This window comes from Microcoleus sp. PH2017_08_TRC_O_A (assembly GCF_020738665.1).
Lineage (GTDB): Bacteria > Cyanobacteriota > Cyanobacteriia > Cyanobacteriales > Microcoleaceae > Microcoleus.
Window position 1 is genome coordinate 32,089 of the sequence record NZ_JAEQCE010000003.1, and the last position, 25,796, is coordinate 57,884.

The 25,796-nt window shown below is 47.0% G+C and carries 24 protein-coding genes and 1 pseudogene; 13 read left to right on the forward strand and 12 right to left on the reverse strand.

Annotated elements, in window-relative coordinates; all coding sequences use genetic code 11:
* Nucleotides 1-12 precede the first annotated feature (12 nt).
* The 3 genes from JGK22_RS01415 to JGK22_RS01425 form a co-directional block, all read right to left on the reverse strand.
* Nucleotides 13-2,082, reverse strand: coding sequence for a hypothetical protein (locus JGK22_RS01415; protein WP_293312193.1), 2,070 nt, complete (start codon nt 2,080-2,082; stop codon nt 13-15).
* Between the two features lie 276 nt (nt 2,083-2,358).
* The gene (gene hslO / locus JGK22_RS01420; protein WP_293175699.1) at nt 2,359-3,258 is read right to left on the reverse strand and encodes an Hsp33 family molecular chaperone HslO; all 900 of its coding nucleotides are present in this window, start codon (nt 3,256-3,258) and stop codon (nt 2,359-2,361) included.
* Between the two features lie 171 nt (nt 3,259-3,429).
* Nucleotides 3,430-3,588 (reverse strand): hypothetical protein, encoded by a 159-nt coding sequence (locus tag JGK22_RS01425; protein WP_293175701.1) that lies wholly within the window; start codon nt 3,586-3,588, stop codon nt 3,430-3,432.
* Between the two features lie 535 nt (nt 3,589-4,123).
* Here JGK22_RS01425 and JGK22_RS01430 point away from each other — a divergent pair.
* The gene (locus tag JGK22_RS01430) at nt 4,124-4,777 is read left to right on the forward strand and encodes a Crp/Fnr family transcriptional regulator (RefSeq protein WP_293175703.1); all 654 of its coding nucleotides are present in this window, start codon (nt 4,124-4,126) and stop codon (nt 4,775-4,777) included.
* Between the two features lie 71 nt (nt 4,778-4,848).
* Nucleotides 4,849-5,067: a hypothetical protein gene (locus tag JGK22_RS01435; RefSeq protein ID WP_293175705.1), complete on the forward strand. Its 219-nt coding sequence runs from the start codon at nt 4,849-4,851 to the stop codon at nt 5,065-5,067.
* 73 nt (nt 5,068-5,140) lie between these two features.
* On the opposite strand, the gene JGK22_RS01440 is transcribed toward JGK22_RS01435, so the two are convergent.
* The 4 genes from JGK22_RS01440 to apcA form a co-directional block, all read right to left on the reverse strand.
* Nucleotides 5,141-6,361, reverse strand: coding sequence for an FtsW/RodA/SpoVE family cell cycle protein (locus JGK22_RS01440; protein WP_293211158.1), 1,221 nt, complete (start codon nt 6,359-6,361; stop codon nt 5,141-5,143).
* Between the two features lie 439 nt (nt 6,362-6,800).
* Entirely contained in the window at nt 6,801-7,004 is a 204-nt protein-coding gene (locus JGK22_RS01445) for a phycobilisome linker polypeptide (protein WP_006634929.1), read from the reverse strand.
* Between the two features lie 327 nt (nt 7,005-7,331).
* A complete protein-coding gene (gene apcB, locus JGK22_RS01450) occupies nt 7,332-7,817 on the reverse strand; it encodes an allophycocyanin subunit beta (RefSeq protein ID WP_293144548.1) in 486 nt (161 codons plus the stop codon).
* A gap of 176 nt (nt 7,818-7,993) precedes the next feature.
* Nucleotides 7,994-8,479 carry an allophycocyanin subunit alpha gene (apcA, locus tag JGK22_RS01455; RefSeq protein WP_265234273.1) on the reverse strand — a complete coding sequence of 162 codons (486 nt, stop codon included), beginning with the start codon at nt 8,477-8,479 and terminating at the stop codon, nt 7,994-7,996.
* 811 nt (nt 8,480-9,290) lie between these two features.
* Between apcA and JGK22_RS01460 the strand changes: the two genes are divergently transcribed.
* Nucleotides 9,291-10,499 (forward strand): hypothetical protein, encoded by a 1,209-nt coding sequence (locus JGK22_RS01460; protein WP_293276650.1) that lies wholly within the window; start codon nt 9,291-9,293, stop codon nt 10,497-10,499.
* A 346-nt stretch (nt 10,500-10,845) separates the two neighbouring features.
* Here JGK22_RS01460 and JGK22_RS01465 read toward each other — a convergent pair whose 3' ends face one another.
* Complete coding sequence (locus JGK22_RS01465) at nt 10,846-11,430, reverse strand: DUF99 family protein (RefSeq protein ID WP_293175713.1); 585 nt, start codon at nt 11,428-11,430, stop codon at nt 10,846-10,848.
* A gap of 336 nt (nt 11,431-11,766) precedes the next feature.
* Here JGK22_RS01465 and glpK point away from each other — a divergent pair, with 336 nt between their 5' ends.
* The 4 genes from glpK to JGK22_RS01485 all read left to right on the forward strand — a co-directional run bounded on the left by glpK (nt 11,767) and on the right by JGK22_RS01485 (nt 14,737).
* Entirely contained in the window at nt 11,767-13,254 is a 1,488-nt protein-coding gene (gene glpK, locus JGK22_RS01470; protein ID WP_293312196.1) for a glycerol kinase GlpK, read from the forward strand.
* Between the two features lie 143 nt (nt 13,255-13,397).
* Entirely contained in the window at nt 13,398-13,775 is a 378-nt protein-coding gene (locus tag JGK22_RS01475) for a c-type cytochrome (RefSeq protein ID WP_293175717.1), read from the forward strand.
* 51 nt (nt 13,776-13,826) lie between these two features.
* Nucleotides 13,827-14,327 (forward strand): DUF3122 domain-containing protein, encoded by a 501-nt coding sequence (locus JGK22_RS01480; RefSeq protein ID WP_293175719.1) that lies wholly within the window; start codon nt 13,827-13,829, stop codon nt 14,325-14,327.
* 191 nt (nt 14,328-14,518) lie between these two features.
* Nucleotides 14,519-14,737 (forward strand): hypothetical protein, encoded by a 219-nt coding sequence (locus JGK22_RS01485; RefSeq protein ID WP_293175722.1) that lies wholly within the window; start codon nt 14,519-14,521, stop codon nt 14,735-14,737.
* Nucleotides 14,738-14,922: 185 nt separating this feature from the next.
* Here JGK22_RS01485 and JGK22_RS01490 read toward each other — a convergent pair whose 3' ends face one another.
* The gene (locus JGK22_RS01490) at nt 14,923-17,838 is read right to left on the reverse strand and encodes a pentapeptide repeat-containing protein (protein WP_293175724.1); all 2,916 of its coding nucleotides are present in this window, start codon (nt 17,836-17,838) and stop codon (nt 14,923-14,925) included.
* Between the two features lie 417 nt (nt 17,839-18,255).
* Between JGK22_RS01490 and rplU the strand changes: the two genes are divergently transcribed.
* The 3 genes from rplU (at nt 18,256) to JGK22_RS01505 (ending at nt 19,312) form a co-directional block, all read left to right on the forward strand.
* Nucleotides 18,256-18,648, forward strand: coding sequence for a 50S ribosomal protein L21 (rplU, locus tag JGK22_RS01495; protein WP_293189767.1), 393 nt, complete (start codon nt 18,256-18,258; stop codon nt 18,646-18,648).
* Nucleotides 18,649-18,675: 27 nt separating this feature from the next.
* On the forward strand, nt 18,676-18,954 hold the full coding sequence (rpmA, locus tag JGK22_RS01500; protein ID WP_293144521.1) for a 50S ribosomal protein L27: 279 nt from the start codon (nt 18,676-18,678) through the stop codon (nt 18,952-18,954).
* Nucleotides 18,955-19,141: 187 nt separating this feature from the next.
* On the forward strand, nt 19,142-19,312 hold the full coding sequence (locus JGK22_RS01505) for a hypothetical protein (RefSeq protein ID WP_293204538.1): 171 nt from the start codon (nt 19,142-19,144) through the stop codon (nt 19,310-19,312).
* Nucleotides 19,313-19,368: 56 nt separating this feature from the next.
* Here the strand turns inward: JGK22_RS01505 and thiS are convergent, their stop codons facing one another.
* Both thiS and JGK22_RS01515 read right to left on the reverse strand, forming a co-directional pair.
* Nucleotides 19,369-19,581, reverse strand: a complete 213-nt coding sequence (gene thiS / locus JGK22_RS01510) for a sulfur carrier protein ThiS (protein ID WP_293204540.1) — start codon at nt 19,579-19,581, stop codon at nt 19,369-19,371.
* 99 nt (nt 19,582-19,680) lie between these two features.
* On the reverse strand, nt 19,681-20,763 hold the full coding sequence (locus tag JGK22_RS01515) for a thiamine phosphate synthase (RefSeq protein ID WP_293175730.1): 1,083 nt from the start codon (nt 20,761-20,763) through the stop codon (nt 19,681-19,683).
* Between the two features lie 100 nt (nt 20,764-20,863).
* On the opposite strand from JGK22_RS01515, the pseudogene JGK22_RS01520 reads away from it, so the two are divergent.
* The 3 genes and pseudogenes from JGK22_RS01520 (at nt 20,864) to JGK22_RS01530 (ending at nt 24,176) form a co-directional block, all read left to right on the forward strand.
* Nucleotides 20,864-22,047: pseudogene (locus JGK22_RS01520) on the forward strand (RNA-guided endonuclease TnpB family protein).
* A 39-nt stretch (nt 22,048-22,086) separates the two neighbouring features.
* Entirely contained in the window at nt 22,087-22,221 is a 135-nt protein-coding gene (locus JGK22_RS01525) for a hypothetical protein (protein WP_293197830.1), read from the forward strand.
* 269 nt (nt 22,222-22,490) lie between these two features.
* On the forward strand, nt 22,491-24,176 hold the full coding sequence (locus tag JGK22_RS01530) for a DUF1565 domain-containing protein (protein ID WP_293312198.1): 1,686 nt from the start codon (nt 22,491-22,493) through the stop codon (nt 24,174-24,176).
* 756 nt (nt 24,177-24,932) lie between these two features.
* Here JGK22_RS01530 and JGK22_RS01535 read toward each other — a convergent pair.
* Nucleotides 24,933-25,757: a peptidoglycan-binding protein gene (locus JGK22_RS01535; protein WP_293312200.1), complete on the reverse strand. Its 825-nt coding sequence runs from the start codon at nt 25,755-25,757 to the stop codon at nt 24,933-24,935.
* Nucleotides 25,758-25,796 lie beyond the last annotated feature (39 nt).

Here is a 25,796-nt window from a genome sequence, read left to right on the forward strand (position 1 = left end):
ACCAGCTATAGCCTAACGGCTCGGAGACCGGCTTGGTGGCTCGGTTTCCGGGGGTTCGGGAGCCACAGTCGGTGACTCAGCAGCCGGAGGATTCAGCGATTCCTCCCAAATTTTGATTTGCGATCGCGCTTGCTCAAAAGCCCGAGAACCGGAGGGAATTTTCTTTAAAGTCGCGATCGCCCCAGCCAGATCCGACGACGATTGTTCCACACCCATCGCCAAAATTCGCTGGCTCCACTCCTCGATCGCCTCACTAGCCTGCCAGCGGAGCGAACTCGTATCGGGTACCTGAAGGGCTAGCGTAATTGCTGCTTGCAAGGAGTCAGCAGTTCCCGCTTGGGCGGCCTGACGGGCGCTCTGCAAGCCTTGCTCGCCCTGCAATTGAGCTTCCCAAGTCCGAATGTTCGATCGAGCTTCCTCATATAGCACCCGTCCCGATCGAATCCGGCGGGCTATATCAATGGCCTCGGTCAAATTCCCCCTAGCCGCTAGTTGCTGAGCTCTCTCCAAAAACGGCTGGTCTTGAAGGCGCTGTCTTCTCTCGATCCAAGCTTGAATTTTGGTTTGAGCTTCCCCGTAAAGCGCTCTTCCTTGGCCGATCCGAGAAGCTTGAGCTACGGCTGCTTCCAGAGAATTTGGATCGCCCGTAGTCGCTAAATCGTTAGCTCTTTGCAGGTAGGGACTGTCTTCTAGCAGTTCGATTTGACGGCTCAAGCGACCAATTTGAGTCCGAGCTTCCTTAGAGCGGGGATTTGATTCCGGGACTGTTTGCAATTGGCCGATCGCAGCCCTCAAGTCCTTGACCCCTCCCGGCGCTGCCAGCCTACTTGCCAAATCCAAAATTTTCACATCAGCCATTTCTTGCTGCCAGCGGCCGACTAAATCTTGAGCTTGTTTGTACAAAGGGCGGCCGTCTTTCAACTTTTGAGCCAGATCGATCGCCTTAGACAAACCATCAACAGAGCCGGTCAAAGCCTGAGCCGTAGCCTGAGCCAACTCGTTAAAATCCTGTACTTGTTCCTTTAAATTTGCAGCCTCTGGAATCTTGTTAGCGATCGAGATCGCCTGCTGCCAATCGCCTGCTTGCAAGCGTTTTTGGGCGATCGCCATCACTTTCTTGCTAAATTCCGCGATCAGCTTATTGGCAGCTTGATACAAATAACTCTTTTGATCGATGCCCTGAGCCAGCTTAATCCCTGTCACCAGATTGTCCAGCCCTCCCTCCGAGGCTGTATTCCTGGCTTTTACCAACTTATTACCCTCAGCCTTTGTCGTCTGAATTACCTTAGTGAGTTCCTCATACTTCGTCGATTCCCAGAAAGTATTTCCCGTATCCAACAGCAGAGTAGCTTGGCGGAAAGCCAGCCCCCACTCTTCCTGACGCAAGTGGTCTTCTGCCGTGCGGTAAAGTTTCTCTGCATCGCTCCATGTTGACTGCCACTTTTCAATCTGCTGTCGCACCGTCGCGTAAGCGGGAACGTCTTGAGGAACCTTGCGGGCGATCGCGATCGCCTCATCCAGCTTTCCTTCTTGGAAACTAGAATTTCCCAACCTGAGAATATCCTGCGACCAGCGATCGATCTGACCGTTAATTCTCGATCGTAGCGGGTGATCTTGGGGCAAAGCATTCACTAATTCGATCGCGCGCAGCAAATCATCCGCCGTCCGCTTGCTGGCTGCTTCTTGAGCGCAAAAAAAGCGATCGTTAGCAGAAGCCGTCGGCCAAAAAATCTTCGAGCAATTCGACTGCGAGGTTAGGTTTAGCAAAGACGAAATTGCCACAAACCCCATACCCACCGACATCAGCAAACTCACCGCCAGCCAAAACTGCCATTTCTTCGACCAGAAGCGCCACAGCCGATAGGGGTCACGTGGCGGTTGCGAGTTTTCTCCAGACTCTTTCGGCTGCTGTTCCAGATGCCCTCCCGGCAGTTTTCCTGAAGTAACCAAATCTCGGATTTCTTTAAGTCGCTCAGCGCGATTTTTCCTGGCTGGAATTGGCACTAGCGAGGAAGTATCCTTTTTTGACTCCAAGGATTCTGATGCAGACCAACGGCCTGGTGTTTTGCGATCTTGACTCATAAATCTCCGCTCACCACAAACAGCAACCAGCCGGTCTTAGTTATTTTAAAACTGCGATCGCTGATATCCACTGCTCTATAGAATGTATCCATCACTTTGACATATCTCCCGCAGGCGGAACACTGCAAGAGCCGTAGTTTGCGGGGCGGGACGCCATCGCCGGAGCCGCCAAAATCAAAATTTCGCGATCTAGGTAATTGATAATGCGTAATTGACAATTGGTCAAGGCCGTCATCCCCAACTCGCACTCAATAGAGCCAATTACACATTATCGTCTCAAGAACCGGAATTCGATCGCAAATCCCCGATCAGTTCGGCAAGTTCGTCGCTGTTAGCTTTGTAAACCTCATTGCAGAAATGGCAAGTAGCCTCAGCCCCGCCATCTTTTTCGATCATGTCTTGAAGTTCGGCTTCACCCAACATTTTCAGAGCTCCCAAAACTCGATCGAACGAACAGCCACAGTGAAAGCGAACCATCTGAGTTTCCGGGAAAATTTCCAGGCCCATATCACCCAGCAACTCTTCCAGAATCTGGTGCAGCGTTTTGCCCGATTGTAGCAACGGCGTAAAGCCCGACAGTGCAGTCACCCTAGATTCTAGAGTTTGCACAAGTTCTTCATCCGTCGCCGCCTTCGGCATAACCTGCAACAGCACGCCCCCAGAAGCTTGCACCCCCGCCGCCCCCACAAACACCCCCAAAACCAGAGCCGAAGGAGTCTGTTCCGAGGTTGCCAAATAGTGAGTCAGATCGTCCCCAATTTCGCCGGAAACCAATTCTACCGTACTTGAGTAAGGGAAGCCGTATCCAGCGTCGCGCACCACATACAAATAGCCGTCACCGATGGCGCCGCCGACATCAAGTTTGCCTTTAGCATTGGGCGGCAATTCCACTGAGGGATTGCTGACATAACCTCGAACCGTGCCATCAAGTCCCGCATCAACCAGAAGTCCGCCTAGGGGCCCATCTCCTTTGATGCGAATGTTGACTCTCGATTCGGGCCGCTTCATGCTGGAAGCGAGTAACAGCCCTGCTGACATTGTGCGTCCGAGGGCTGCTGTAGCGACGTAGGAGAGCTTGTGCCGCCCTCTTGCTTCTTCGGTGAGGCGGGTGGTAATGACGGCTACAGCGCGAATTCCACCATCTGCGGCTGTAGCGCGAATTAATTGATCGGCCATGAAAAACCTTACTTTTGTCTTTTGATACTGCTGGAACTATTTTAGAAGGTTGTCGCGAGAGATAGCAGCAGTTGAGTTGGTGGGTATGGGCGATCGAGCTTCACGACTCCTCAGGGTGCGGGGGCTGCGACGCAATGCCGTTTTATTCTCATCATATAAAAATTGCGTTGCTTAATCAGGGTATGAAAAAAAATAAGTTGAAAATCCCCAAGCTTTGTCGATACTGGTTTCTATGACTGGCATATTTAGCCTTTCATACCGTAAATCAGCAACGCCTGGTTTTTGGCGAATATTCGATCGCGCGGGACATTCCTGCACGCTGTCACGCATTTACCGCTGTTGTTCGCTGGCTCAGATTTGAAGAAGCAGTCACCGAACTTGATGATGTGCAAGTAATTCCCGAAGTCGAAAGCAGATGGCTTTAGATTTTTAGACTGAATAAATTGCTCAATTAATCACCTTGAAAGTTTAAGAGTATGTGATATCAAATTTGCATTTAACTCAATACGCTTGGTTAGTATTTTTTGGTCGTTGCAAGGAACAATCTTATGAACTTGAGCCGTAGGAAAGCAATCGCAAAGTCTATTTTATAGATCGTTATTTTATCTATATTGAAAGTCTTAACTGAACCGTATTGGGATTCAAATAATGTTTAAAATTTAAGCTATTGAGCATTTAAATTACATATTCCGACGATACTCTGAGCAATGTCACACTCATAGCTTGAGTAATTGTTGATACAGAATTTGAATGTAGATAAAGCTTATACTCCCGCTAACCTAACGATCACCTAACCTTTACCTGGGTCGGTTAGAGTGAGATCGCTAGGTCTCACACTAATGTTTTTTAGCTGGAAATAACGGATATGCCACCAACATCGAAAGCACTTTTAGCGGAAGTCCAGCATAACACAGGAGCAACTCGAAACTTGCATTTTTATGCAAAGGGCGAAACCATTCCTTTAATGTCCCAAGGCCTTTGGCGCGTCTGTCAAGGTTTAGCACAACTGAGTACCCTTTATCCCACCGGAGAAGAAGGACTTTTGGGTTGGGTGGGGCCTTCGATGTGTTTCGGTTTGTGGTTGACTTCCTTGCAGACTTACCGAGCTACGGCAACATCAGACGTTTATTTGATGTGGTATTCTATGGTGGAAATTGAAGCTTCTCCTCAATTGGCTCACGAGTTGTTGCCTCAAATGGTGCGGCGGCTGCGACAAATGGAATCAATTTTGGCGATCGCCGGACAGCGCCGAGTAGAAGACCGTTTGTATCAACTTCTGCTATTATTGCAACAGGACTTCGGTCAGCCTGTGGTTGAGGGAACTCGTTTGAGCATCCGCTTGACACATCAAGATATTGCTAATACTATTTGCACGACTCGCGTAACGGTAACGCGAATGTTGGGAAAATTGCAGCAGCAAGGGTTAATCAGTCGAGATGGCGATCGGCATTTAATACTTAATAAAGGTGTTTTTGCGTCCACCTCCGATTTGTTTGGCTGCAACCCTCAAGCAGTCTAGAACCGACATCTATCTATTCGCATCTACACTCTACATAAAGTCTTCGAGTATTGGCTATCAAACCCCACTGCATGAGAATTGTTGGTCTCGATATTGCTCCCGCTATCTACAGCAATACCTTTGCAGTCAAAAAAGATATAATTAAACGGTGCATCTACTTAAACAATAAACCAATGGCTAACTCAACTCCAGAAACACCAAAACCAGACAAAAAAGAATTAACTGATATCACAGCTAAACCTCAAGAAAAACAAGAAGAACCGCCAAATAAGGGTGACGGGCGGCAATAGATAAAACGGCGGTTGAAACCGCGTCTATACCGTCTTATTCATGGGCTTGTTTTAGCGGAAATAACTTGACAAATTACTCAGCTTGTGTATTGCCGTTGGTCGATCGCAACTTCGGCTTGGACGGCTGTCCCCGCCGTCCATCCAGAGAAACCACCTCAGCCTCAGAACTCTCCCTAGCCACCCGAATCAGCAACCCCGACAACAACAAACTCGCCACCATCGAAGAACCGCCATAACTAAAAAACGGCAGCGGCAAACCCGTAGTCGGCAAAACCCCCGTCGCCACCCCAATATTCAGCAGCGACTGTCCCACCATCACCACCATCACCCCAATCGCCACCAACTGAGACTCAGCATTCCGCGCCCGCATCGCCACCCTCAAAGCCACAGTAGCGTAAGCCGCCAACATCAGTAACAGCGAGAAACCTCCCACCAAACCAAACTCCTCAGCAAACACAGCAAAAATAAAATCGCTGTACTGAATCGGCAAATAAAATAACTTTTGCTGAGACATCCCCAAACCAACGCCCCAAATCCCGCCAGAACCCACAGCCAGCAGACTTTGAACCAACTGATAACCATCCTGCATCGCATCAGCCCAAGGATTGAGAAAAGACATAATCCGGCGGCGCTGATATTCCTTAAAACTAATACTTAAAACCGCCAACAGCATTCCCCCTATAGCCGTTGCACCCAACTGCAAGTAAGGTAAGCCCGCCGCCAAAGCCACCAACCACAAAGTCATCCCGCACAAAGCCGTGGTGCTTAAATTCGGCTGCAACAAAATGCCCAACAGCATCGCACCGAAAATTAACAGCCAAGTAAACCGAACTTTGTTTGTTAATCGAGGCCAGTTGCCGAAAATGCGGGCGCTTTGGAGAACGAAAAACGGTTTAATTAACTCAGAAGGTTGAATAATCGGCACCGGGCCCAAAGATATCCAGCGAGTTGCGCCGTTGACTGTGGTTCCCACTCCCGGAATTAAGGTCAACCACAGCACTCCCAGCAGCACCAGAATTCCCAACTGAGCTGTTTTCATCAGGTAACGCAGGGGGGAGTAAACCATTAAGTTAAAGCCCGCCAGCCCGATCGCCACTGCGATTAGTTGCCGCTTAAAATAGTAAAGGCCGTCTCCCAATTCGGAATTGGCAATGGGATAGGAAGCTGAAAACAATGCTGTCAGCCCTACAAACAGCCACAAAAAAGTCAGCCACCGCAGCCATCGGGCCTCCGCAGCCCATTGCGACGCGCTGGGGTCAAAAAATGGAATGAAGCGTCGAATATCATTAGTCATTAGTTATGAGTTATGAGTTATGAGTGCGAGCTTAAGAGCTCGCGAACTTTATCATTAGTTAAGCTGTTGTGCATTTGAATTTAATTTGGGGGCGGGCTAGAAGCCCACCCCACAAGAATTTCAAGAAACAAGATTGTAAACATCAGATGCACGCCAGCTTAATTCGCGGTGGTCAAAAACCGGGTTTTTTAGCCAAATATTTGCTTAAAACCCTCAATGTCGATTTAAAAACCCGGTTTATTTGTGGGCGAGTGCATAAGTCTTATCAGCTAATTAGCATTTAAATTGCACGTCAAGAAATAATCAACCTCTTGTGGGGTGGGCTTCTAGCCCGCCTCAAATATCCAATTTTAATGTGGAACAGCCTAGCTAAAATCATAACAAACAAAAAAAGAGGTCGATCGCGACCTCTTCCCCTCTATCAATCCATTCTCGGATTTTAAAGTAAGCCAGTATTAGCTCCGGGCTTACCGGTAGCCAGTTGCACTTTAATAATTCTGCCGCCCATTTTCATAATTCTTTGCTGTTCCCGGAACCAGTTGTCATAGGGAACGAGCTTAGTAAAATAGGTATTTTGCAATTCGCGCTGAGTGCGGATGCGAGTTTGGCTGGGGACGCAAGCAGTCACTTTAAACATTCTCATGGGAAACAAACTCCTGAGTAGGTTTACAGATTTTTAGATGGATTTTAAAAAGATTGAAGTCAGGGAGTTAGGAGTCAAAACTAGCTCGTTAAAACTCGTCGGGCGTTCTCGACTGGCCTTTGACGGTCTAGCAATCACTCTCAATTTCCCTGACTTCTTTCAAAGCTAAAGGTAATAAGTCCAAAGTTAAAAGTTAAAAGTTAAAAGTTAAAAGTTAAAAGTTAAGAGTTAAAGGAGGTAAGAAATAAATCTTCTTCCTTCTTCCTTCTTCCTTCTTCCTTCTTCCTTCTTCCTTCTTCCTTCTTCCTTCTTCCTTCTTCCTTAGATTTAGCTCAAGCCAGAGCAGATGTAGTCGAAATAGACGCCCATTTCTTTACCAGCGTCAGAACCGACCAAACCGGCGGTGACTTCTTTCATTGCTTGGATTGCTTGTACGGTAGAACCGATGGGCACGCCCAAGGAGTTGTAGGTTTCTTTCAAACCGTTGAGCACGCGCTCGTCAAGGATGGAAGGGTCGCCAGCTAGCATGGCGTAGGTGGCGTAGCGGAGGTAGTAGTCCAAGTCGCGAATGCAAGCTGCATAACGACGAGTGGTGTACATATTGCCGCCTGGACGAGTTACGTCAGAGTACAACAGAGACTTAGCAACTGCTTCTTTGACGATTGTGGCTGCATTGGCGCTGATGGCGGTAGCGGCGCGGACGCGCAGTTCACCAGAAGCGAAGTAGTTCTTGAGCTTGTCTAATGCGCTGCTGTCCAGGTATTTACCTTGAACGTCAGAGGTATTGATAACGGCGGTAATTGCGTCTTGCATGGTTGTCTTGTTTCCTAGAAAGTGGCTGAGTCAGTCCAATTTTGGAGCTAGAATTTTAGATTTGGGATTGGGGATTTGAGATTTACAAGTAGTTGATTATCTGCAAAAGCTTTTGGCTTGTTATCAGTAACCCTCGATTGTTCAATCAAAAATCTATAATCAAAAACCTAAATTCTTTACTGCATCGCACCGATAACGTAGTCGAAGTAAGAGGAAGCTTCGGAAGCATCTTCTCCAGAGAGCAGCGAAGAAGCTGCATTTTTCATAGCGCGGACGCCTTCGGCAACTGCTGCAATCGGGGTTCCGAGAGAGTTGTACATTTCGCGGACGCCGACAATACCGATTTCTTCGATCGGAGTAATGTCGCCAGCTACGATTCCGTAGGTGATCAAACGCAGGTAGTAATCCAAGTCGCGCAAGCAAGTTGCGGTCATTTCTTCGCCGTAAGCGTTGCCGCCGGGAGAAACAACATCAGGGCGCTTTTGGAAAAGTTGGTCGCCGGCTGTTTTGACGATACGTTCGCGGGATTCGCTCAAAATTTGGGCGATGCGGACGCGGCGTTCACCAGAGGTGACGAAGCTCTTGATGCGGTCTAATTCGCCTGGGCTCAGGTAACGAGCTTCAGCGTCTGCGTTGACGATTGATTTGGTGACGATACTCATCTTGTGTGTACCCGCTGGATATTTTGCAATTGCGAACTGCTCCGCGTTGAACTAGCGACGTTCGGGCGCTTTCATCCCGTACCTTTCGCTTCGCTGGTGGCTGGAGCTTTGACGGGGAAGGGTGGACTTTCCACAGCCTGCAACTGCTGAAGTTGTTACCGGGTGTCTGCCTTCGCTGTTTGACGGCGCTCGTTCTTCACGCCGGTGCGTTTTTTTGTGGCCGCACTGAGCCTGTCGCTTAGAATACCACAAATGATTGATGCGATCTTTAATCTACGATCGAGATTGCAGCAGATCCTTAAGTGGCGATCGAGTGACTGTTCGGCAGTTAGTCAGGATATTGCTTCTCTAACGCAACTACCTCTCGCAAGTATTTTGAGGCATTATGTTCACATTCTGAGTGTTACCGTAATAGTTTGTAACATTCCTTTTCATTTTTGGGCCCTCGGTGGCGTCTAATTCGTTAAAAATTCAAAGTCAAGAAATCGCTAAAATCTTATATCAGCAAGGATTACAGCCATCGAACCTTCAGCGGCTTGTCCCGAAGGCGACGGCGCGAGGCTAAAAAACTTCTGTGTCAAACAGAGGTGCGGAAGACTGAGGGGTGACAGGTGTCGATCGGAAATGGCGACTTTTAAGCTTGTAGCTAAATTTGACTCTCGTCCAAAAACGGATACAAGTTTCCCACACTCGGACGCGGAGCAACCCAAATTTTAGATTAAGGTGCAATTTTCCAGACTCATCGGTGAAATCTAAAATCCAAAATCTAAAATCCAAAATCGATCGACTCTCACTTTTAACCAGGTGCGCCGTGAAAAGAAATCTATCAGCCCTAAAAAAAGCTTTGCAGTTTGGGATTAGCGGTGCTGTCGGCGGTTTCGCCGGCAATCTCATCACTGAACCTTTCATGCACCATCTCAATGATTCAACATCTGTTTTTGACAGTGTATTGTCCACATCTCGCTGGTTTGGATTGGTAGGCGGCGGAATTGCTACTGCAATTATGTTCGGCTACTATTACTATATCAAAGGCAAGCCCCAAATCAAACAATCTTTAAAAAATGGCGGATTGTTTGGTGTAATTGCGGGGGCTATTTCTGGAGCAATCGCTGAAGGTATTTTTAGCGGGATTGGCGACGGCGAAAATGAACTATTGCGAGTGATTTGCTGGGGAATAGCTGGCGGTTTGTTAGGACTTGGACTTTCTAAACGCATTCCCAATTTAGGAATGCTGCGCGGCGCGGGTGGTGGCGGTGTGGGAGGTCTTTTGGGCGGTTGTTTGTTTATTCTGTTTGCTTATACTTTGTCGGGTACGGCGGGCCGTTTAGCTGGCTGTGGTGCGATCGGCTTTTGGATTGGAATTATGCTAGTTGTGGCCGAAACTTTGTTTAACAAAGCTTGGCTGGTAATTAGTTACGATAGCGGAACCAATCGCACTCTGACTATTGGTGCGGAACCGGTGACTTTTGGTAGCGATGAAAATTTGTCTATTATCTACATTCCTCATGTTTCGCCTTTAGCGATGCGGTTTCAATTGGAAGGGGGTCAAATTGTTTGCGAGAATTTTGATAGCGGGGCGGTGAGTTATTTGCGATCGGGCGACCAAAAGAGAATCGGTAACTGTACAATTACAGTTGGAAACTCTGACTTGCCTACTGCAACTTCCGCTCGGGTTACGCCGACTATTTTATCACAAGCATCGCCAGCCAATGCTTTTGCCAACGGTCAATTTTTGCTGACATTGGGAAGTCGAGTTATCCCTCTGACTGCGGGTACTCAGCTATTCACCTCTGACATCCCGAGTTTAACGGCTACGGCGTCTAGCGGCGTGGTAGCGCTGGTGAATTCTCGATCGCCAAACGAGCTATCCTTGGGATTGATCAATTTGAGCGATCGCTCTTGGTGGGCCACAGACAGTCAAGGCGACATGAAAATGATTGAACCTGAAAGTACCCTAACTTTGGCCTTGGGAATTAAAATCGAATTCGGTGAAATTGAGGGCGAGATTGTCGGAAGCTAAATAATCTTAAATCCGTATCCCCATAGGTTCGTAGTGAGGACTTTAGTCCTCTAAGGATCGCGAATTAAATAATTTACACTCTTAAAAGTGGTATGGGCGTCCCGCCCGTCCTTTATAGACGGGCGGGACGCCCATACCACAATAATTAAAATTGTAAGTTATTTAATTCTCATTCCTAAGAAATGATGCGGACTAAAGTCCTAACTACGAACCTTTTTGTCCTCTAAGAAATGATGCGGACTAAAGTCCTCACTACGAACCTTTTTGTTTTATAATAAATGATGCGGACTAAAGTCCTCACTACGAACCTTTTTTATGGCGGTAAATTAAATTGCCGATAATAAATTCAAGCCGAACTACCGCTAACACCAGTAATCACAGCCGCCCCAATCAAATGAGCCAAACGCAAAGCTTCAGGAACCTTACCAGTATCAGTCAAACGCTGGAGTACCAGTGCAATTACTTCCGGTTGTTCGCCGCACACTTGAAAAAAGAAAGGTTCAAAAGCGTAAATTTTGCCAGCGCGGCGCAACAATTCTAAACGGTATTCCGAATCTGAGAAATGACCGAGGGCTTTTTCAACAGCAGCTAAATCTGGTTGGCGGCGCATGACAGCAACGCAAGGAATTTGCAGCCGCGATGCTAACTTGGGAAGGTCAATAATATTGAAGCCGCCGAAAGCAATTCCATCAAGCAAAACGAGATGCAATTGCGGTAAAAATTTCCCTCCTAGCAGTAGCTGACAAATTACGTCGGTGGCATCTAATCCGTCTGGGAGGACTTGTCCCCAGACCATTCCTTCAAATCTAGTCCCCCCGCAGACCACGCCTGCGATCGACACCAAACTACTGCTGGTACGAGAAAACGGAGCGTCGTCAAAGCCAATAACCTTAATTGTGCGATCGAGTCTGAGCAATTCTGCTAGTTTCAAAGCAGGGACTTCCCTAAACTAAAAATTTTGACATTAATTTGACTTTTACATATTATCATAGACTTTAAAGACTCGAACGCTAATATCAATTTTATATGAAGCTGCTCCTGAATTCGCTCCCACTTTAATTAAGTAGGGTGGTTTTATTATTAGATAGGATATATAAAATATAAAACCACCAAAAGTAGCGCTCAAAGGTCGGCTCGCGTTTGGGGCAAGGCACGTAATTTCGATATTAGCACTCTTGCCTAATATTATAAAGAGCGCCCAAGCACAACTACGTACCTAAACTGTCAACTGTCAACCCTCTCTTCTACTTAAAAAGGTTTTAAACTCTTGTCTCAAAAATACGTAGCAGCAATAGATCAAGGAACCACCAGCACCAGATTTATCATATTCGATCGCCTGGGACAGATAATTTGCAGCAACCAACAAGAACACCAGCAAATCTATCCACAACCGGGATGGGTTGAACACAATCCCGAGGAAATTTGGCGGCGAACCCAAAGCGTAATTAAAAATACCCTGGAAATCGGTAATATCGATGCGAAAGATATTGCAGCTATCGGCATTACCAACCAGCGCGAGACTGCTATTGTTTGGGATAAGAATACGGGAAAATCCTACGGAAATGCGATTGTTTGGCAAGATACCCGCACTCACCAAATTTGTACTAGCTTAGCAGAAGTTGACGGCAAAGATCGATTTAGATCGCGCTGCGGTTTACCGTTAGCAACTTATTTCAGCGGCCCCAAAATTAAGTGGATGCTGGACAATATCGCTGGATTGCGGGAAGCGGCGAATCGAGGTGATGCGATTTTTGGCAATGTCGATTCTTTTCTAATTTGGCATATGACAGGAGGCACGCACATTACCGATGTTACCAACGCCAGCCGCACAATGCTGATGGATTTGCAAACCCTCGATTGGGATGCGGAAACTTTGGAAATCATGGGAATTCCCCGCCGGATGTTGCCGGAAATTCGCCCTTCGAGTCACGTTTTTGGCACTGCAAAAGGATTGTTAGATAATGTTCCAATTGCTGCTGCTTTGGGAGATCAGCAGGCAGCTTTGGTTGGGCAAACTTGTTTCAGTGTTGGGGAGGCGAAAAATACCTACGGTACGGGCTGTTTTATGCTGCTGAATACTGGTGAGGCGATCGTCCCTTCAAACCACGGATTGCTGACAACAGTCGCCTACAAGATGGGAGAATCGCCCGCTGTGTATGCTTTAGAAGGCAGTATTGCGATCGCCGGAGCATTAGTCCAGTGGCTGCGCGACAACTTGGGCATCATCAACACATCTGCGGAAGTAGAAACATTAGCAAATACCGTCGAAGATAGTGGCGGAGTTTACATTGTACCAGCATTTTCTGGACTCTACGCGCCCTATTGGCAAGACAGCGCGCGGGGAGTAATTGCAGGTTTAACTCGCTACGCAACTAAGGCACATATTGCGCGCGCAGTATTGGAAGCGACAGCTTGGCAAACGCGGGAAGTATTGGATGCGATGAATCAGGATTCTGGGGTGCAGCTTTTATCTTTAAAAGTAGACGGTGGAATGGTGGGAAATCACACGCTAATGCAGTTTCAGAGCGATGTTTTGGGAGTGCCCGTGGTGCGGCCTGTGGTAGCGGAAACTACTGCCCTGGGTGCGGCTTATGCGGCTGGTTTGGCGGTGGGTTTTTGGAGCAAACTAGCCGAATTGCGGGATAATTGGGCGGTGGATTGTATTTGGGAACCCCAAATGTCGATCGCACTTCGGGAGCAAAAATATCGGTTTTGGAAAAAAGCAGTTACCCGCACCTTCGACTGGGAAGAATGAATATATAGCCTTTCGGGCGGGCTAGAAGCCCTACCCACAAATAGAATAAAAATTAACTCTTTGTGGAACAGGCATCTTGCCTGTTCCGGTTATGGATTTAGTGCTATCATCAAATCTAGCAGTAATTAGAAAATTGCAAATAAATGATTTCGCCAAATAACTTAAAAAAAATTCTCACCCTCATCCTATTAATACTGACACTGGCATTTGCAGAAATTGCCACTAATTCCCAAAGTGCGATCGCAGATACAGCGACAACTCCGCCAACCGCAACCGCCCCCGAAGTCTTCAGCACCAACTGTGCAGGCTGTCACATCAACGGTAGCAACATTATCAGGCGCGGCAAAAACTTGAAACAAAAAGCCTTAAAAAAATACGGCATGGATTCAATCGCCAATATTTCAAATTTAGTAACCAACGGTAAAGGCATTATGCCCGCTTACAAAGATCGTTTGTCGGAACAACAAATTATTGATGTTTCCGCCTACGTGTTATCTCAAGCCGAAACTGATTGGAAATAAGAAGGACTAAAGTCCTCACTACGAACCGAACCTTCGTTGGAAGTATTAAATATGAAAAAAAATGATTTTTGGCGCCAGATTATAACTATTATTAGCTTGTGCTTGTATCTAATCCTAGCTATTAGCCCGCCCGCCTTCGCCTCAATTCACAAATATCCAGAAAGAGCAGACAGAGTAATGTTCCGCTCCGTACAAAGCCTGCGCGACACTCATGATAGAGCATGGCAAGTGGTTTTGTATAAGCGAGTACAGTCGGGATTGGTAAACTCCTTTAACCTGAGATTAGTAGGATTTCCCGGAACAGAATTGCAGCATCCTGTAGCGCTAACTGTTGCTGCGGGCGATCGCAAAATTGGTAAAGCCAAGGATATTTGGAGCGAGTCGGATTTGCCGATCAATGTCGGAGAATATGATTTTAAATCAATAATTATACAACTGGAAAGCAATCAACCTTTAAGGTTGAGTTTGCCTGTGAAAGGTGAAAAAGAAACTGGGTTGCTGGTTCCTCCTTTTGGTGTCAGAGAATGGCGACTGTTGTTAAATACCAAGTAAATATACTTGTTTTATCCGGTCTAAAGTTAAAATTCCTAGAGTTGTGTGTATCAAAAGCTACTACCCTCAAGTACGCCTTAAGGTAGATTTAACCGTATTTCAAGGTAATTTTGAAACAAACTCAATGTAGAGTTGGTCAAGTGATAAAACTCCATTGTTTATAACGTGCGTGTCTTCAGGGTGAAATTACTATGAGTTTAATCAGTACAATTGTCCGAAAAGCTTTGGAAACGGGTTATTTAACGGTTGAGGCCGAGGAACTGTTGCGCCAGCAGTTGCAGATGACTAAGTACGGTTTAGAAGATTTTGAGGCTTTTATTACCTTGCAAACTGAGGTGATGGAAGGTAGGGTAAGACAGCAGGCTTTGGAATTATTGCGATCGAATAACTGTTCTGCTGCTGTGGCTTGAGTTAAGTGCGATCGCGCTTTTGGGTAGATCGCGCTTTTGGATAGAATTAAGTGCGATCGATCTTCGTATATCAATAAGCCTTTTAGGGGCGGGCAAGATGCCCACCCTACAAGAAAATCCACTCTTTGTGGAACAGGCATCTTGCCTGTTCATAAAAATGATCCGCCAAGCCTTGAAAAATGTTTCTACTGCATTCCTAGCTGTTGCTTTAACCCTTCTGGCACATTAACGGTTATATCTAAACCTCGAATATTCTCCCACTTGGTATTTTCATCCCATTGGATATCTCCAAAAGTGCGATCGCTGAGGATTGTGCAGCTGAGGTTTGCGCCACTGAGGATTGTGTCGATGAGGTTTGCACCACTGAGGATTGCGCGACTGAGGTTTACGCCAATGAGGTATGCGTGGCTGAGATATGCGCGACTGAGGTTTGCACCGCTGAGGTCTGCACCACTGAGCTTTGCGCGGCTGAGGTCTGCGTTGCCGAGCTTTGTGCCACTGAGGTTTGCGCGGCTGAGGTTTGCACCGCTGAGGTCTGCACCGCTGAGGTTTGCGCGGCTGAGGTTTGCACCGCTGAGGTCTGCACCGCTGAGGTTTGCGCGGCTGAGGTTTGCGCCGCTGAGGTTTGCGCCACTGAGGTTTGCGCCGCTGAGGTTTGCGCCACTGAGGAATCTTCCAACTGTTTGGAAAAAACCAAAATCCCCAACACAATAGCTATAACCAATGATACGAAACAACCGACTTGCATCGTCAAGTTTACCTTCAGCATTCAGTTTAGCGCAAGGATAAAACACCATTTTGCCTTTTAATTCATCTTTCTCCTGACCGTAACGGTGCAACTCAAAGAGCAAAATCATCACATTCAAACCAGCATAAACATCTATTTGTCGTTGTCCTAAATCTTGGGTTTTCAATTGCTCTCGCAGTAAGCGCATTTTCTTCTGAGGCAAACTTTCCGGCGGCGCATCACTAAATTCCCCCTCGCACCACCGCAGATAAAAATCTTCCAAACGCTCGAATAACTCCACAGGGCGAAACGGACTTTCCTCCCCTGCAACAGCCGGAGTTGTTAGCAACCCCATCAAATATTCCACAATCTCTTCCGTCAGCGCTCCATAACCCAACAAATCATAAATCTCCCAGTCCATATCAGAGTCTTTAGTATTAAATCCTCTACCTTTCTTTCCCGGTTCCGTCCACTCTTCCAGACTTTCTTTCAATCGTTCTGCACACAGAAATTCACCAAAACTCTTGTGTACAAACTCCACAGAACCGTCTTTACTGCCTTGCTGAAGATAAAAAACCGCCAAAGCATTTCTCAGGGGATTATCGCCAATCTGTTTTTGTGCTTCTTCAAGTAAAGTTTTAACCGAGTTGTCTGATTTCAATCGTTCCTCAATCATCGCTACATGAGCGGATTCCACTCCCGACTGCACCACGCACAACCCTGCTTCTGTCAGGATGCGCCGCAAATCCTCTGTTTCCAATTCTGTCAAATTGCGATTGAGCCATTTAGAGCGCTGTTCCGTGAGTACCCAATTCACAGCTTGGTTGTAAATCAAAATTTTTGCTTGAGTGCTGTCCGTTCCTTTAAAATCCTCAACTTTTAACCTTCCGTCCCGGTGCATCGCGGCTAACAGATAAAGCAATAGCGGTTCTCGCGCCAAGTCTGATTTTACCTGTTCTGGACAGCATTCGTCTTGCAAAAACTGCTGAAAAGCTGAGGTATTTTCTGCCCCAAATTGGGCTTCCCACTTGCTCAACCACTGTTGCTGAAGTTCGTCATTCATCACCTGAATTTGGACTCGCTCCAAGTTGTCTGGCATTTGCCTTTCAATCCCTTGCAAAGCTAAAGTTCTGCCAGTAATCAAAACCCGGTGTCCCATTTCCGAACTCTGCTCACAATCCCGTTGAAATTGTCCTACTTGCTTGAGAAATTGCTCTAAACCGCCGCTGCTTCTCCCTTCCATCAGCAACTCGTCAAAGCCATCCAAGAAAAAAAAATATCGCGTGTTTCGATCCATCAACCAGCCGTCATCACTAGCAAAACCAGCATTAACTGCATCTTTTAGGGTTTCTCGAAAACTCTTTTGCAATGTGGGAATATCTCGCAATCGAATTAACACTGGCGTCCAAACTGGATGCAAATGTTGCCGCACCCAGTCAGAAAACATCCGACAAAAAACACTTTTACCTCGTCCCGGTCCAGCTTCGACAAACATCACTAAATTTTGTTTATCCTTATCCTCAAGCAATTGCTTAGCCCAAGTTTCTAAATTGAAAGCTTCTGCATATTCAATAGGATCGCCATTTTTATCAATTGGCTTTGCCTTCAGCGGCACGTAGATATCTTTAAATGTAAACTCTTCAGCAAATACTTTTTCTTTTGGTTTATCAGCAACCTGATCTTCCAGGTATTTATCAATGCTGTGATATTTCTGCTGTTCCTCCCGCCATTCGCTGAAAGAAGGCTGTCCGAGATGTTTCATAGCATCGCCGGAAACTGCCCAAGCTTCGATTAAATAACGGTGAGTATTAGCAGCAACTCTCTTTGTCAAAATCTTAGCTTGACTGCCTTCTAGTCCGGCTTGTTCCAGCCGCTGTGACAGCACTGCGTTAAATTCCTGAGCTAACATCGAATCGCGGAAGCAAATCACAGTTTCTTTAGCTGCTTTATCGCTCAATTCCAAATCCGCCAGTTTCTTAAGCAACTGTTTGACTTTATCAGAAACTGGAGTTTGCCCGATGCGATTTAACAAGCTTGCGTCTTGTTCAATAAATCCCTTAAAACTTTCGAGATAAGCCGCCTGACTGACGAGGAAAATGCACTCAGCTAAAGTCGGCTGCTCTTGAGTTTTTTCCATGAAAAATACTAGCAGTTTCGCCGCCATCCCGACAAATGGCAATCCAGTTCCCACAACTTGAGCTAAGGGAGAGTTCAAAACTTCTAGCAGCAAATTGCTATTATCTAGCCCTTGTTCTTTGAACATTTTCGCCAATTCTGCGGCTGCTTTTCCTGCTTCTCCGATTCCCTCGGCTGCTTCGGCGGAACACAGTTCTTTAATATCAGTAGTTAAGAGTTTAAATATGCGATTTGCCATTTTTACCCGCCGCGCTTTAGAATAGAGAGTCTGAGAAATTCTACATTCAACTCTCTAAACATTCCGTAAATAAATAAAATAGGACTTATGCACAGGTGGTCAGAAACCGGGTTTTTGCCCTTGATGTCGGCTGTAACGAAGGATCTCCGAAAAAACCCGGTTTCTTTGGTTTTGATGCGTAAGTCCCAAATCAGAAAATATCAAGTGCGTTTTAACTTGACAAAAATACCCGAATCAGCAATAATTGTAGATTGTCTGTCTAAATCCGGCTCGGATCAGGTTAAGACATTCCAAAAGCTGGAGAGCAGTCCACAGCCAAAAGTTATTAACAATTGACAACTGTCAACTGTCAACTGTCAACTGTCAACTGTCAACTGACTACTCAGCTACCTGTACGGCAATCTCAACAACCATCCCATGACTTACGCAATCATTGAAACCGGCGGCAAACAATTTCGGGTAGAACCAGGCCGCTTCTACGACATCGAACTGCTTCACGTCGAAGCTGAATCCAAAGTCACGATCGACAAAGTATTTCTGATCCAGCACGAAGACGATGTTCACATCGGCCAGCCTCTAGTAGAAAATGCCACTGTAGAAGGAACTGTGCTGCGGCATTTCCGGGGCCGCAAAGTCCTCGTCTACAAGATGAAGCCGAAAAAGAAAACTCGGAAGAAAAAAGGCCACCGTCAAGAAACAACTCGTTTTATGATTGACTCTATTACAGTCAATGGTGTTGTTTTGGCAGCGAGAGATTTGACTCAAGCAGTTGTTGAAACTCCCCAAACCGGCGAAATTGAATCAGAATAAACAATAGTAAATAAAGTTGAGGACATTATGGCCCACAAGAAAGGTACAGGCAGTACACGTAACGGACGCGATTCTAATTCCCAGCGTCTGGGTGTCAAAAAGTACGGCGGTCAAGTTGTCAAAGCTGGCAACATTTTGATTCGTCAACGCGGCACTAAGGTTCACCCTGGTAATAATGTTGGTATCGGCAGAGATGATACTTTGTTTGCTTTGGTTGATGGTGTGGTGACTTTTGAAAGAAAGGGTAAGACTCGCAAGAAAGTGAGCATTTATCCTGTGGTTGCACCTGAAGCTGTCGCGGTTTAATTCTATGCCTTCCTGGGTTTTGCCTGGGAATTCATATATAGCCCTCCAAATTAAGTACGTTGTTGGGCTTTAGCCCTCCAAATTAAGTACGTTGTTGGGCTTTAGCCCTCCAAATTAAGTACGTTGTTGGGCTTTAGCCCTCCAAATTCAGGTACGTAGCCAGAAATGGGGTTGTTAGGCTAGTAATTTGCTTTTTTTACAAGTCGAAAGAGGGCTGAAGCCCAACAACGTACCTGGAAGAGGGCTGAAGCCCAACAACGTACCTGGAAGAGGGCTGAAGCCCAACAACGTACCTGGAAGAGGGCTGAAGCCCAACTACGTACCTGGAAGAGGGCTGAAGCCCAACTACGTACCTTAAGAGGGCTGAAGCCCAACTACGTACCTTAAGAGGGCTGAAGCCCAACTACGTACCTGTTAGCCTCCTCCGACGATTGTCACAACTTCTAGGATGTCGCCCTCTTTTATCTGTGTGGTTTCCCAAAATTGTTTGTGCAGGATTTCGCCGTTGTACTCTACAGCTACTAAGCGCGGGTTTAATCCTAGTTGTTCTAGTAATTTTGGTAATGGTGTGTCGATCGCACAATTGCGATTTTCTCCGTTAACTTGCAGCGCAATTTGATTTGTCATCACTCAAATATTATCAGTTTCAGGGCGGGTTTTGTACAAAAATTATATTTTATCCACAGAATTCGTGCACGAAACCCGCCCGATAAATCGCCAATCAACCTAGGTTGTCGCCTGCAAAGCTTTCTGAGCTTTCAAATTCTGCATCCGAATCAACTGCGAGATGAAAAATTGCGTGACTAAAGTAGGCTGTTCTGCATCCATAATCGATCGCACTGTGGCAACTCTTTGAGCTCCGGCATTCAATACTTCATCGAGGTTGTTGATGTCTATTCCGCCGATCGCAAACCAAGGAACAGGCGACTTACTAGCAGCATACCGCACGTAGTCCAAACCCGTCGCCGGCTTGTTTGCCTTCGTTGGAGTTTCGTACACTGGCCCAACTCCAATATAATCTGCTCCCGCATCAATCGCTCGCTGCATTTCTTCGCCATTCGTCGTGGAACTACCGATGATCCGTCCCGGGCCGAGCAACTTGCGCGCTTCCGCTACAGACAAATCTTGCTGTCCTAAGTGTACGCCGTCAGCATCCGCGGCGATCGCCAAATCCACGCGATCGTTCACAATCAACAAAGCATCGTAGCGGTGACAAAGTTCGCAAAGCTGCCGCACATTCGCCAGCTTTACCCCGTCGTCTGAGGCTTTGTCGCGGTACTGCACCAACGTCACTCCGCCTTGCAAAGCAGCTTCCACGATTGTTAAAAAGTTGTATTTGGGGGAGGTTACAAGGTATAACTGCGATCGAAGTAACTGTTGGTAGCGCCGGTAAGCCAGCAAATCACTTTCGAGAGTATACACTCGATAGCGCATCTGCTTAAAAGCCTTGCCCATATTCGGATCGTAAACTTTACCGTACTCTTCCAGTACCCGCAAAGCTTCCTCCACCCGACAAAAATTCGCCGCCAGTAGCTGCTGAATGCTGCCACGCTGTTCTTCCTGCGGGTGAGTCAACTCCGTACCCGGATCTGCCGGCGTATCCCTAGCGCTGCGTAATTCTGGGGTGTGCCAAAAAGCCAATTCCTGGCGCAATTGCTTGCACACGAGGGCTAAATCGGCGCTGTTGAGACCAAACCTGCACCATTCTTCAATAATTCTCAACCCTTCGCGCGATCGATCTAGATTTGCATCTAAAATCCGGCAGAGGGCTGGCTGTGCCGGTAAAGTTCTGTTTTGTTTCTCGGTCATTCAGAAAAATTGGTAGAAACCCCGTCGTTCTACGACGGCTTTACAAAGATTTTACATTGAGTCTAGCGTAATATCACAATCGAAATGCTAGACTGTAAATATGACACTAAAAGCCTTCAGCTATCGATTCTACCCAACGCCGGAACAAGAAAGTTTGTTGCGACGGACAATGGGTTGCGCTCGTTTAGTATATAACCGTGCCTTGGCTGTAAGAACCGAGGCATGGTACAAAGACCAAAAACGAGTAGGGTATGCTGAGACTTCTAGTATGCTAACAGAATGGAAGAAAACTGAAGAACTAGATTTTCTCAACGAAGTTAGTTGCGTACCGTTACAGCAGTGTTTGCGTCACTTACAAACTGCTTACACTAACTTTTTTGATGGGCGGGCAAAGTATCCTAACTTAAAAAAAAACGAAACGGTGGTAGTGCAGAGTTCACCAAGTCGGCATTTAAGTTCAAGAATGGACAAGTCTATTTAGCAAAATGCGCGCAAGCATTGCCTATTCGCTGGAGCCGAACATTGCCGACGAGTGCGACACCATCAACTATCACCGTAAAGCTTTCCCCGTCTGGCAGGTGGTCGGTTTCTCTATTGGTGGATGTTGAGATTGAGGCGTTACCTCCTTCAGGCAATCAAGTTGGTATTGACTTGGGCATTACAAGTTTACTTGCTCTTAGTACGGGCGAAAAGATTGCCAATCCCAAAGGATTCAAGGTAAAATATCGCAAGTTGAGAAGAGCGCATAAAGCTTTAAACCGAAAGCTCAAAGGGTCAAACAACCGAGACAAAGCACGGATTAAAGTAGCGAGAGTGCATCAAGAAATCGCCGATGCAAGAAAAGATAACCTTCACAAGTTAACAACGCGGTTGGTGCGCGAGAACCAAACCATCGCCGTCGAGAATTTAGCTGTGAAGAATATGGTCAAGAACCGGAAACTAGCCCTAGCTATAAGCGATGCAAGTTGGGGTGAATTGGTCAGGCAACTTGAATACAAGTGCGATTGGTACGGTCGTACTTTAATCAAGATTGACAGATGGTTTCCGAGTTCAAAACGGTGTGGCAATTGCGGTCACATCGTTGAAAATCTGCCGTTGAATATCAGGGAGTGGGATTGCCCTCAGTGTAAAACGCACCACGATCGAGATATCAATGCGGCAAAAAACATTTTGGCGGCAGGACTTGCCGTATCAGTCTGTGGAGCGACCGTCAGACCCGAACAGAGTAAATCTGTTAAGGCTGGTGCGAAACCCCTCAAAGGGAAGAAGCAGAAACCTAAGTAGTGATGCTTAGGAATCCTCGCCGTTAAGAAGGCGGGGAGGATGTCAATCAGAACCACCTTGATTAAACTAAGTGCTAGCGGTCAAACTGCTACATTCTCCCATGCCCTCAAGATTGTGGTGAAGGCGATCGACCTAATTCTGCCATCAACCGATCTAAATTTGACAAATTTTTAAGTTTTATGGCATTTCAAGAAAACAAAGCATAATAGAGCAAACTTGATCAGAGTGGAATCGTGAAGCTGCATACCACACTTCGGAGGAAAGCCGTTAGGTTAGCAGGACAAAACAAAAGATTAACAGCAGAAAACCCCAGCAGGTGGGTGACATTAAACTGCGATCGCGCAAACCCGACACGAAACACGGGATGCGAAATTTGGCTCAAAGATAAATTGTGTTTTTTTATGATCCTAAATTCCAAACAGAGCAAGTGCAAAAAAAGTCGATTGCCAAGCAAGAGTTTAAGTTCTTGCCTGCTCCTCGTCTTTGCCAGCACGGCTTTTTGCCACCCTCAATCCTCGGCGATCGCTGTCGAGACTGGCTCCGTGCAGCTACTTTCCCAAGCGCCAGACAGCGACATTAACATACTCTACGTGAGTTCCAGCGGTGGCAGCGACACAGCAGGTAATGGCAGCGATGGAGCGCCGTTCAAAACCCTCACCTACGCCCTCAGCGTCGCCCCGCCGAAAACCGCGATTTTACTAGCGCCCGGTACTTACAGCGCTCAAAGCGGCGAAAAATTTCCATTAATGCTCAGGCCCAGCGTGACTGTTCAAGGAAATCCCAACACTCGCGGCCAAAATATTGTCATCAAAGGCGGAGGAGAGTTTATCAGTCCGACTTCGGCTGGTCAAAATATCGCGATTTTAGGCGCAGACGGGGCAGGACTCAGCGGGGTGACGGTAACAAATACCAACTATCGCGGTTACGCTTTGTGGATCGAATCGAGTTCTCCGACGGTTGTTAACAATACTTTTTCAGGTAGCACTCACGACGGCATTTCGGTAGTTGGTACTGGAAGGCCGACGATTGGCGGGAATTTTTTCTCGAAAAATGGAGCTAACGGGATTACGATTTTTGGGGAGTCTCGCCCGGAAGTTCGAGATAATGTGTTTGAAGACACCGGATTTGGGGTGAATGTCGCCCAGAACGCTTCGCCTTTGTTAATCGGCAACAAAATTACTCGGAATAAAGACGGCGTGGTGGTGCAAGCTGATGCCAGACCGATACTTCGCAACAATTATATCGAAAGCAATCGCCGAGATGGAATTGTGGCGATATCCAGAGCTCTGCCAGATTTGGGAACTTCGGCGGAACCGGGGGGGAATGTGATTCGCAATAACGGCCAGTACGATATAAACAATGCGGCGAAAGGTCAAGTAATCCCCGCTTACGGCAATCAATTGTTGAGCAATCGGACAACGGGATCGGTTGATGTGGCGGGAACTTTTAGCCCGCCTCCACCCATTGCGGGAACTGCTTTGCAGCTAAGGGTCGATCGACCTTCGAGTATCGGCGGCCCAGAAACTTCTCTCCCTGCTTACACTCCCGGGCGATTAACTCCCAGGGTTGAAAGAGCGCCAATTGCGCCACCAGCGCCAGTTTCCAGGCGACCGGCACCCGCCAGCACTCAGTTGCGGCCTCTGCTTCCTCCGAGAAACGCCGATGCTGCTGCTGAAGGAACAGGGGCGATCGCAATTCCTGTACCCGATCCAGATGCTAGATCCGTTCGAGAAAGTTCGGTACAACAACCAATGATTCCGCCCAATTTTGATAGTTCGAGTGCGATTACTTCCGAGGGTAAATTGCCGGTTCCGGGCCGCAACATTCCTCTAGGAAGGGGTGGCTACGTACCCGCTGGTTTAGGGGGGAATTCTCTGCCCGATTCCGAAAATTCGCCGTCAGTCGATCGAGCTTCTGCTTTAGGTTTCCGGTATCGAGTTGTGGTGGATGCCGAGAGTTCGGGCGATCGACAAAAAATGCTATCTTTGGTTCCCGATGCTTTTCGGACTTTTACCAACGGGCGATCGGTGATTCAAGCTGGTGTTTTTCAAGAACGCGAAAAAGCTGAAGAATTGCTACAAATTCTCACCGCTAATGGCTTGAATGCTCGGATCGAAGATATCAAATGACAGTTGACAGTTGACAGTTGTCAGTTGTCAGTTGATATCTTCCAAAAATAACTAGGACGGGCAAGATGCCCGTTCCAAAAAAAATGTTTTTTCTTGTGAAACGGGCATCTTGCCCGTTCCAAAATTTTATTAAAAGAACTTTTGCAAGAGGTCTATTAGTTTGTCAACTGTCCACTACCAACTGTCAACTGTCAACTGTCAACTGTCAACTATTTTAGGGCCTAGCATATCGGATGCCAGACCCTAAAACATTTGTGAGTTAAATTGATTCAAGTGGGTTTTTAGCTCTGCTGAAATTCAGCAAACAACTACTACTAAGGTGAACTTTTTGGCAACTGCTCTGCGAGGGAGCTAGCTATTAGCGGAGCCTATTCAGACTTCTGTGTTTGATTGTGCGATCGCAATTTTAACTTGATAACTGTCGATTTCTCAAATCGCCTCAAGCTATTTCACAAATTCCGAGCGCAATATCAACCTTTCTTTTATCTGCTAATAAACTACACGATTCAGGCGTTGCCTGCGAACTAGAGCCGAGCGGGACAAACTCTCTAATTCAAATTTTTTATCCAAGTTTTTTGTGCTGCTTGGTTTCTGCCCCTCATGTATTTAAACTAACACCAACTCCCCGCCTAAGAATACTTTGTTTACTAAAGTTGACAGTTTTTGATGCGCCGAAATAATTCCCAAAGCAATTATTAACAATTTGTACGATCGCCAGATCTCCCAATGTGCATATCCGGCAAGATTTGTTTGCTCTCAACGCAGCAGGGCTTCCCAAGTAGCGCGGCCGACAATGCCGTCTGCTGGTAGTTGATATTTTCGTTGAGCAGCCTTGACAGCAACTTCAGTTTCGCGCCCGAACACGCCGTCAGCACTCGCGCGCAAAAATCCCTTGGCCCTCAGTCGCTCTTGCAACTCTCTGACTGCCGGCCCCCGCATTCGTCTTCTCAAAACAGGAAAATTGGTGGGCTGCGGTTGAGGGCTAATCTCCGAGTTTTCGGGGGTTGCAGGAGCGTTGGCGATCGGCTTTTCAACGCTAGCCTCTGGAGTCGCTGGAAACAGCCGGTTCCAAGTATCTTTACCGACTATGCCGTCTGGGGCGATGCCTGCTGCTTCCTGAAACTGAGACACAGCTTTAGCGGTGCTTTGCGAGAAAATCCCGTCTACCTCGCCGTTATAAAATCCCAATAATTTAAGAGCAGCTTGGAGTTCGGTAACATCTGAGCCGCGACTGCCGATTTTGAGCGCGGGGCGGACGATCGCACCTGTTTGGGCGATCGGGCTGTTATTATTGCCTGGTTCAGATGTTGGTAGCTGTGCATTAGCAGGAGTAGAGGCGATCGCGCCCAGTGCCAATAAACCGCACAAACTCCAGCCGAGGAGTAAACTCGGAACTTCGCGGGCTTTATTCCAGCTTGCTGTCAGGTTTTGGGACATGGGAAATTCGACCGATACAAAACTTGGTAGCGATCGTACATCAAATCTGGAAAAAATTGGGCATTGGGCAAACAGGGCATCGGCCAAACAGGGCATCGGCCAAACAGGGCATCGGCCAAACAGGGCATCGGCCAAACAGGGCATTTTTGATTCCCAGTCCTTCCCTTTGATAAAAAAATTAAT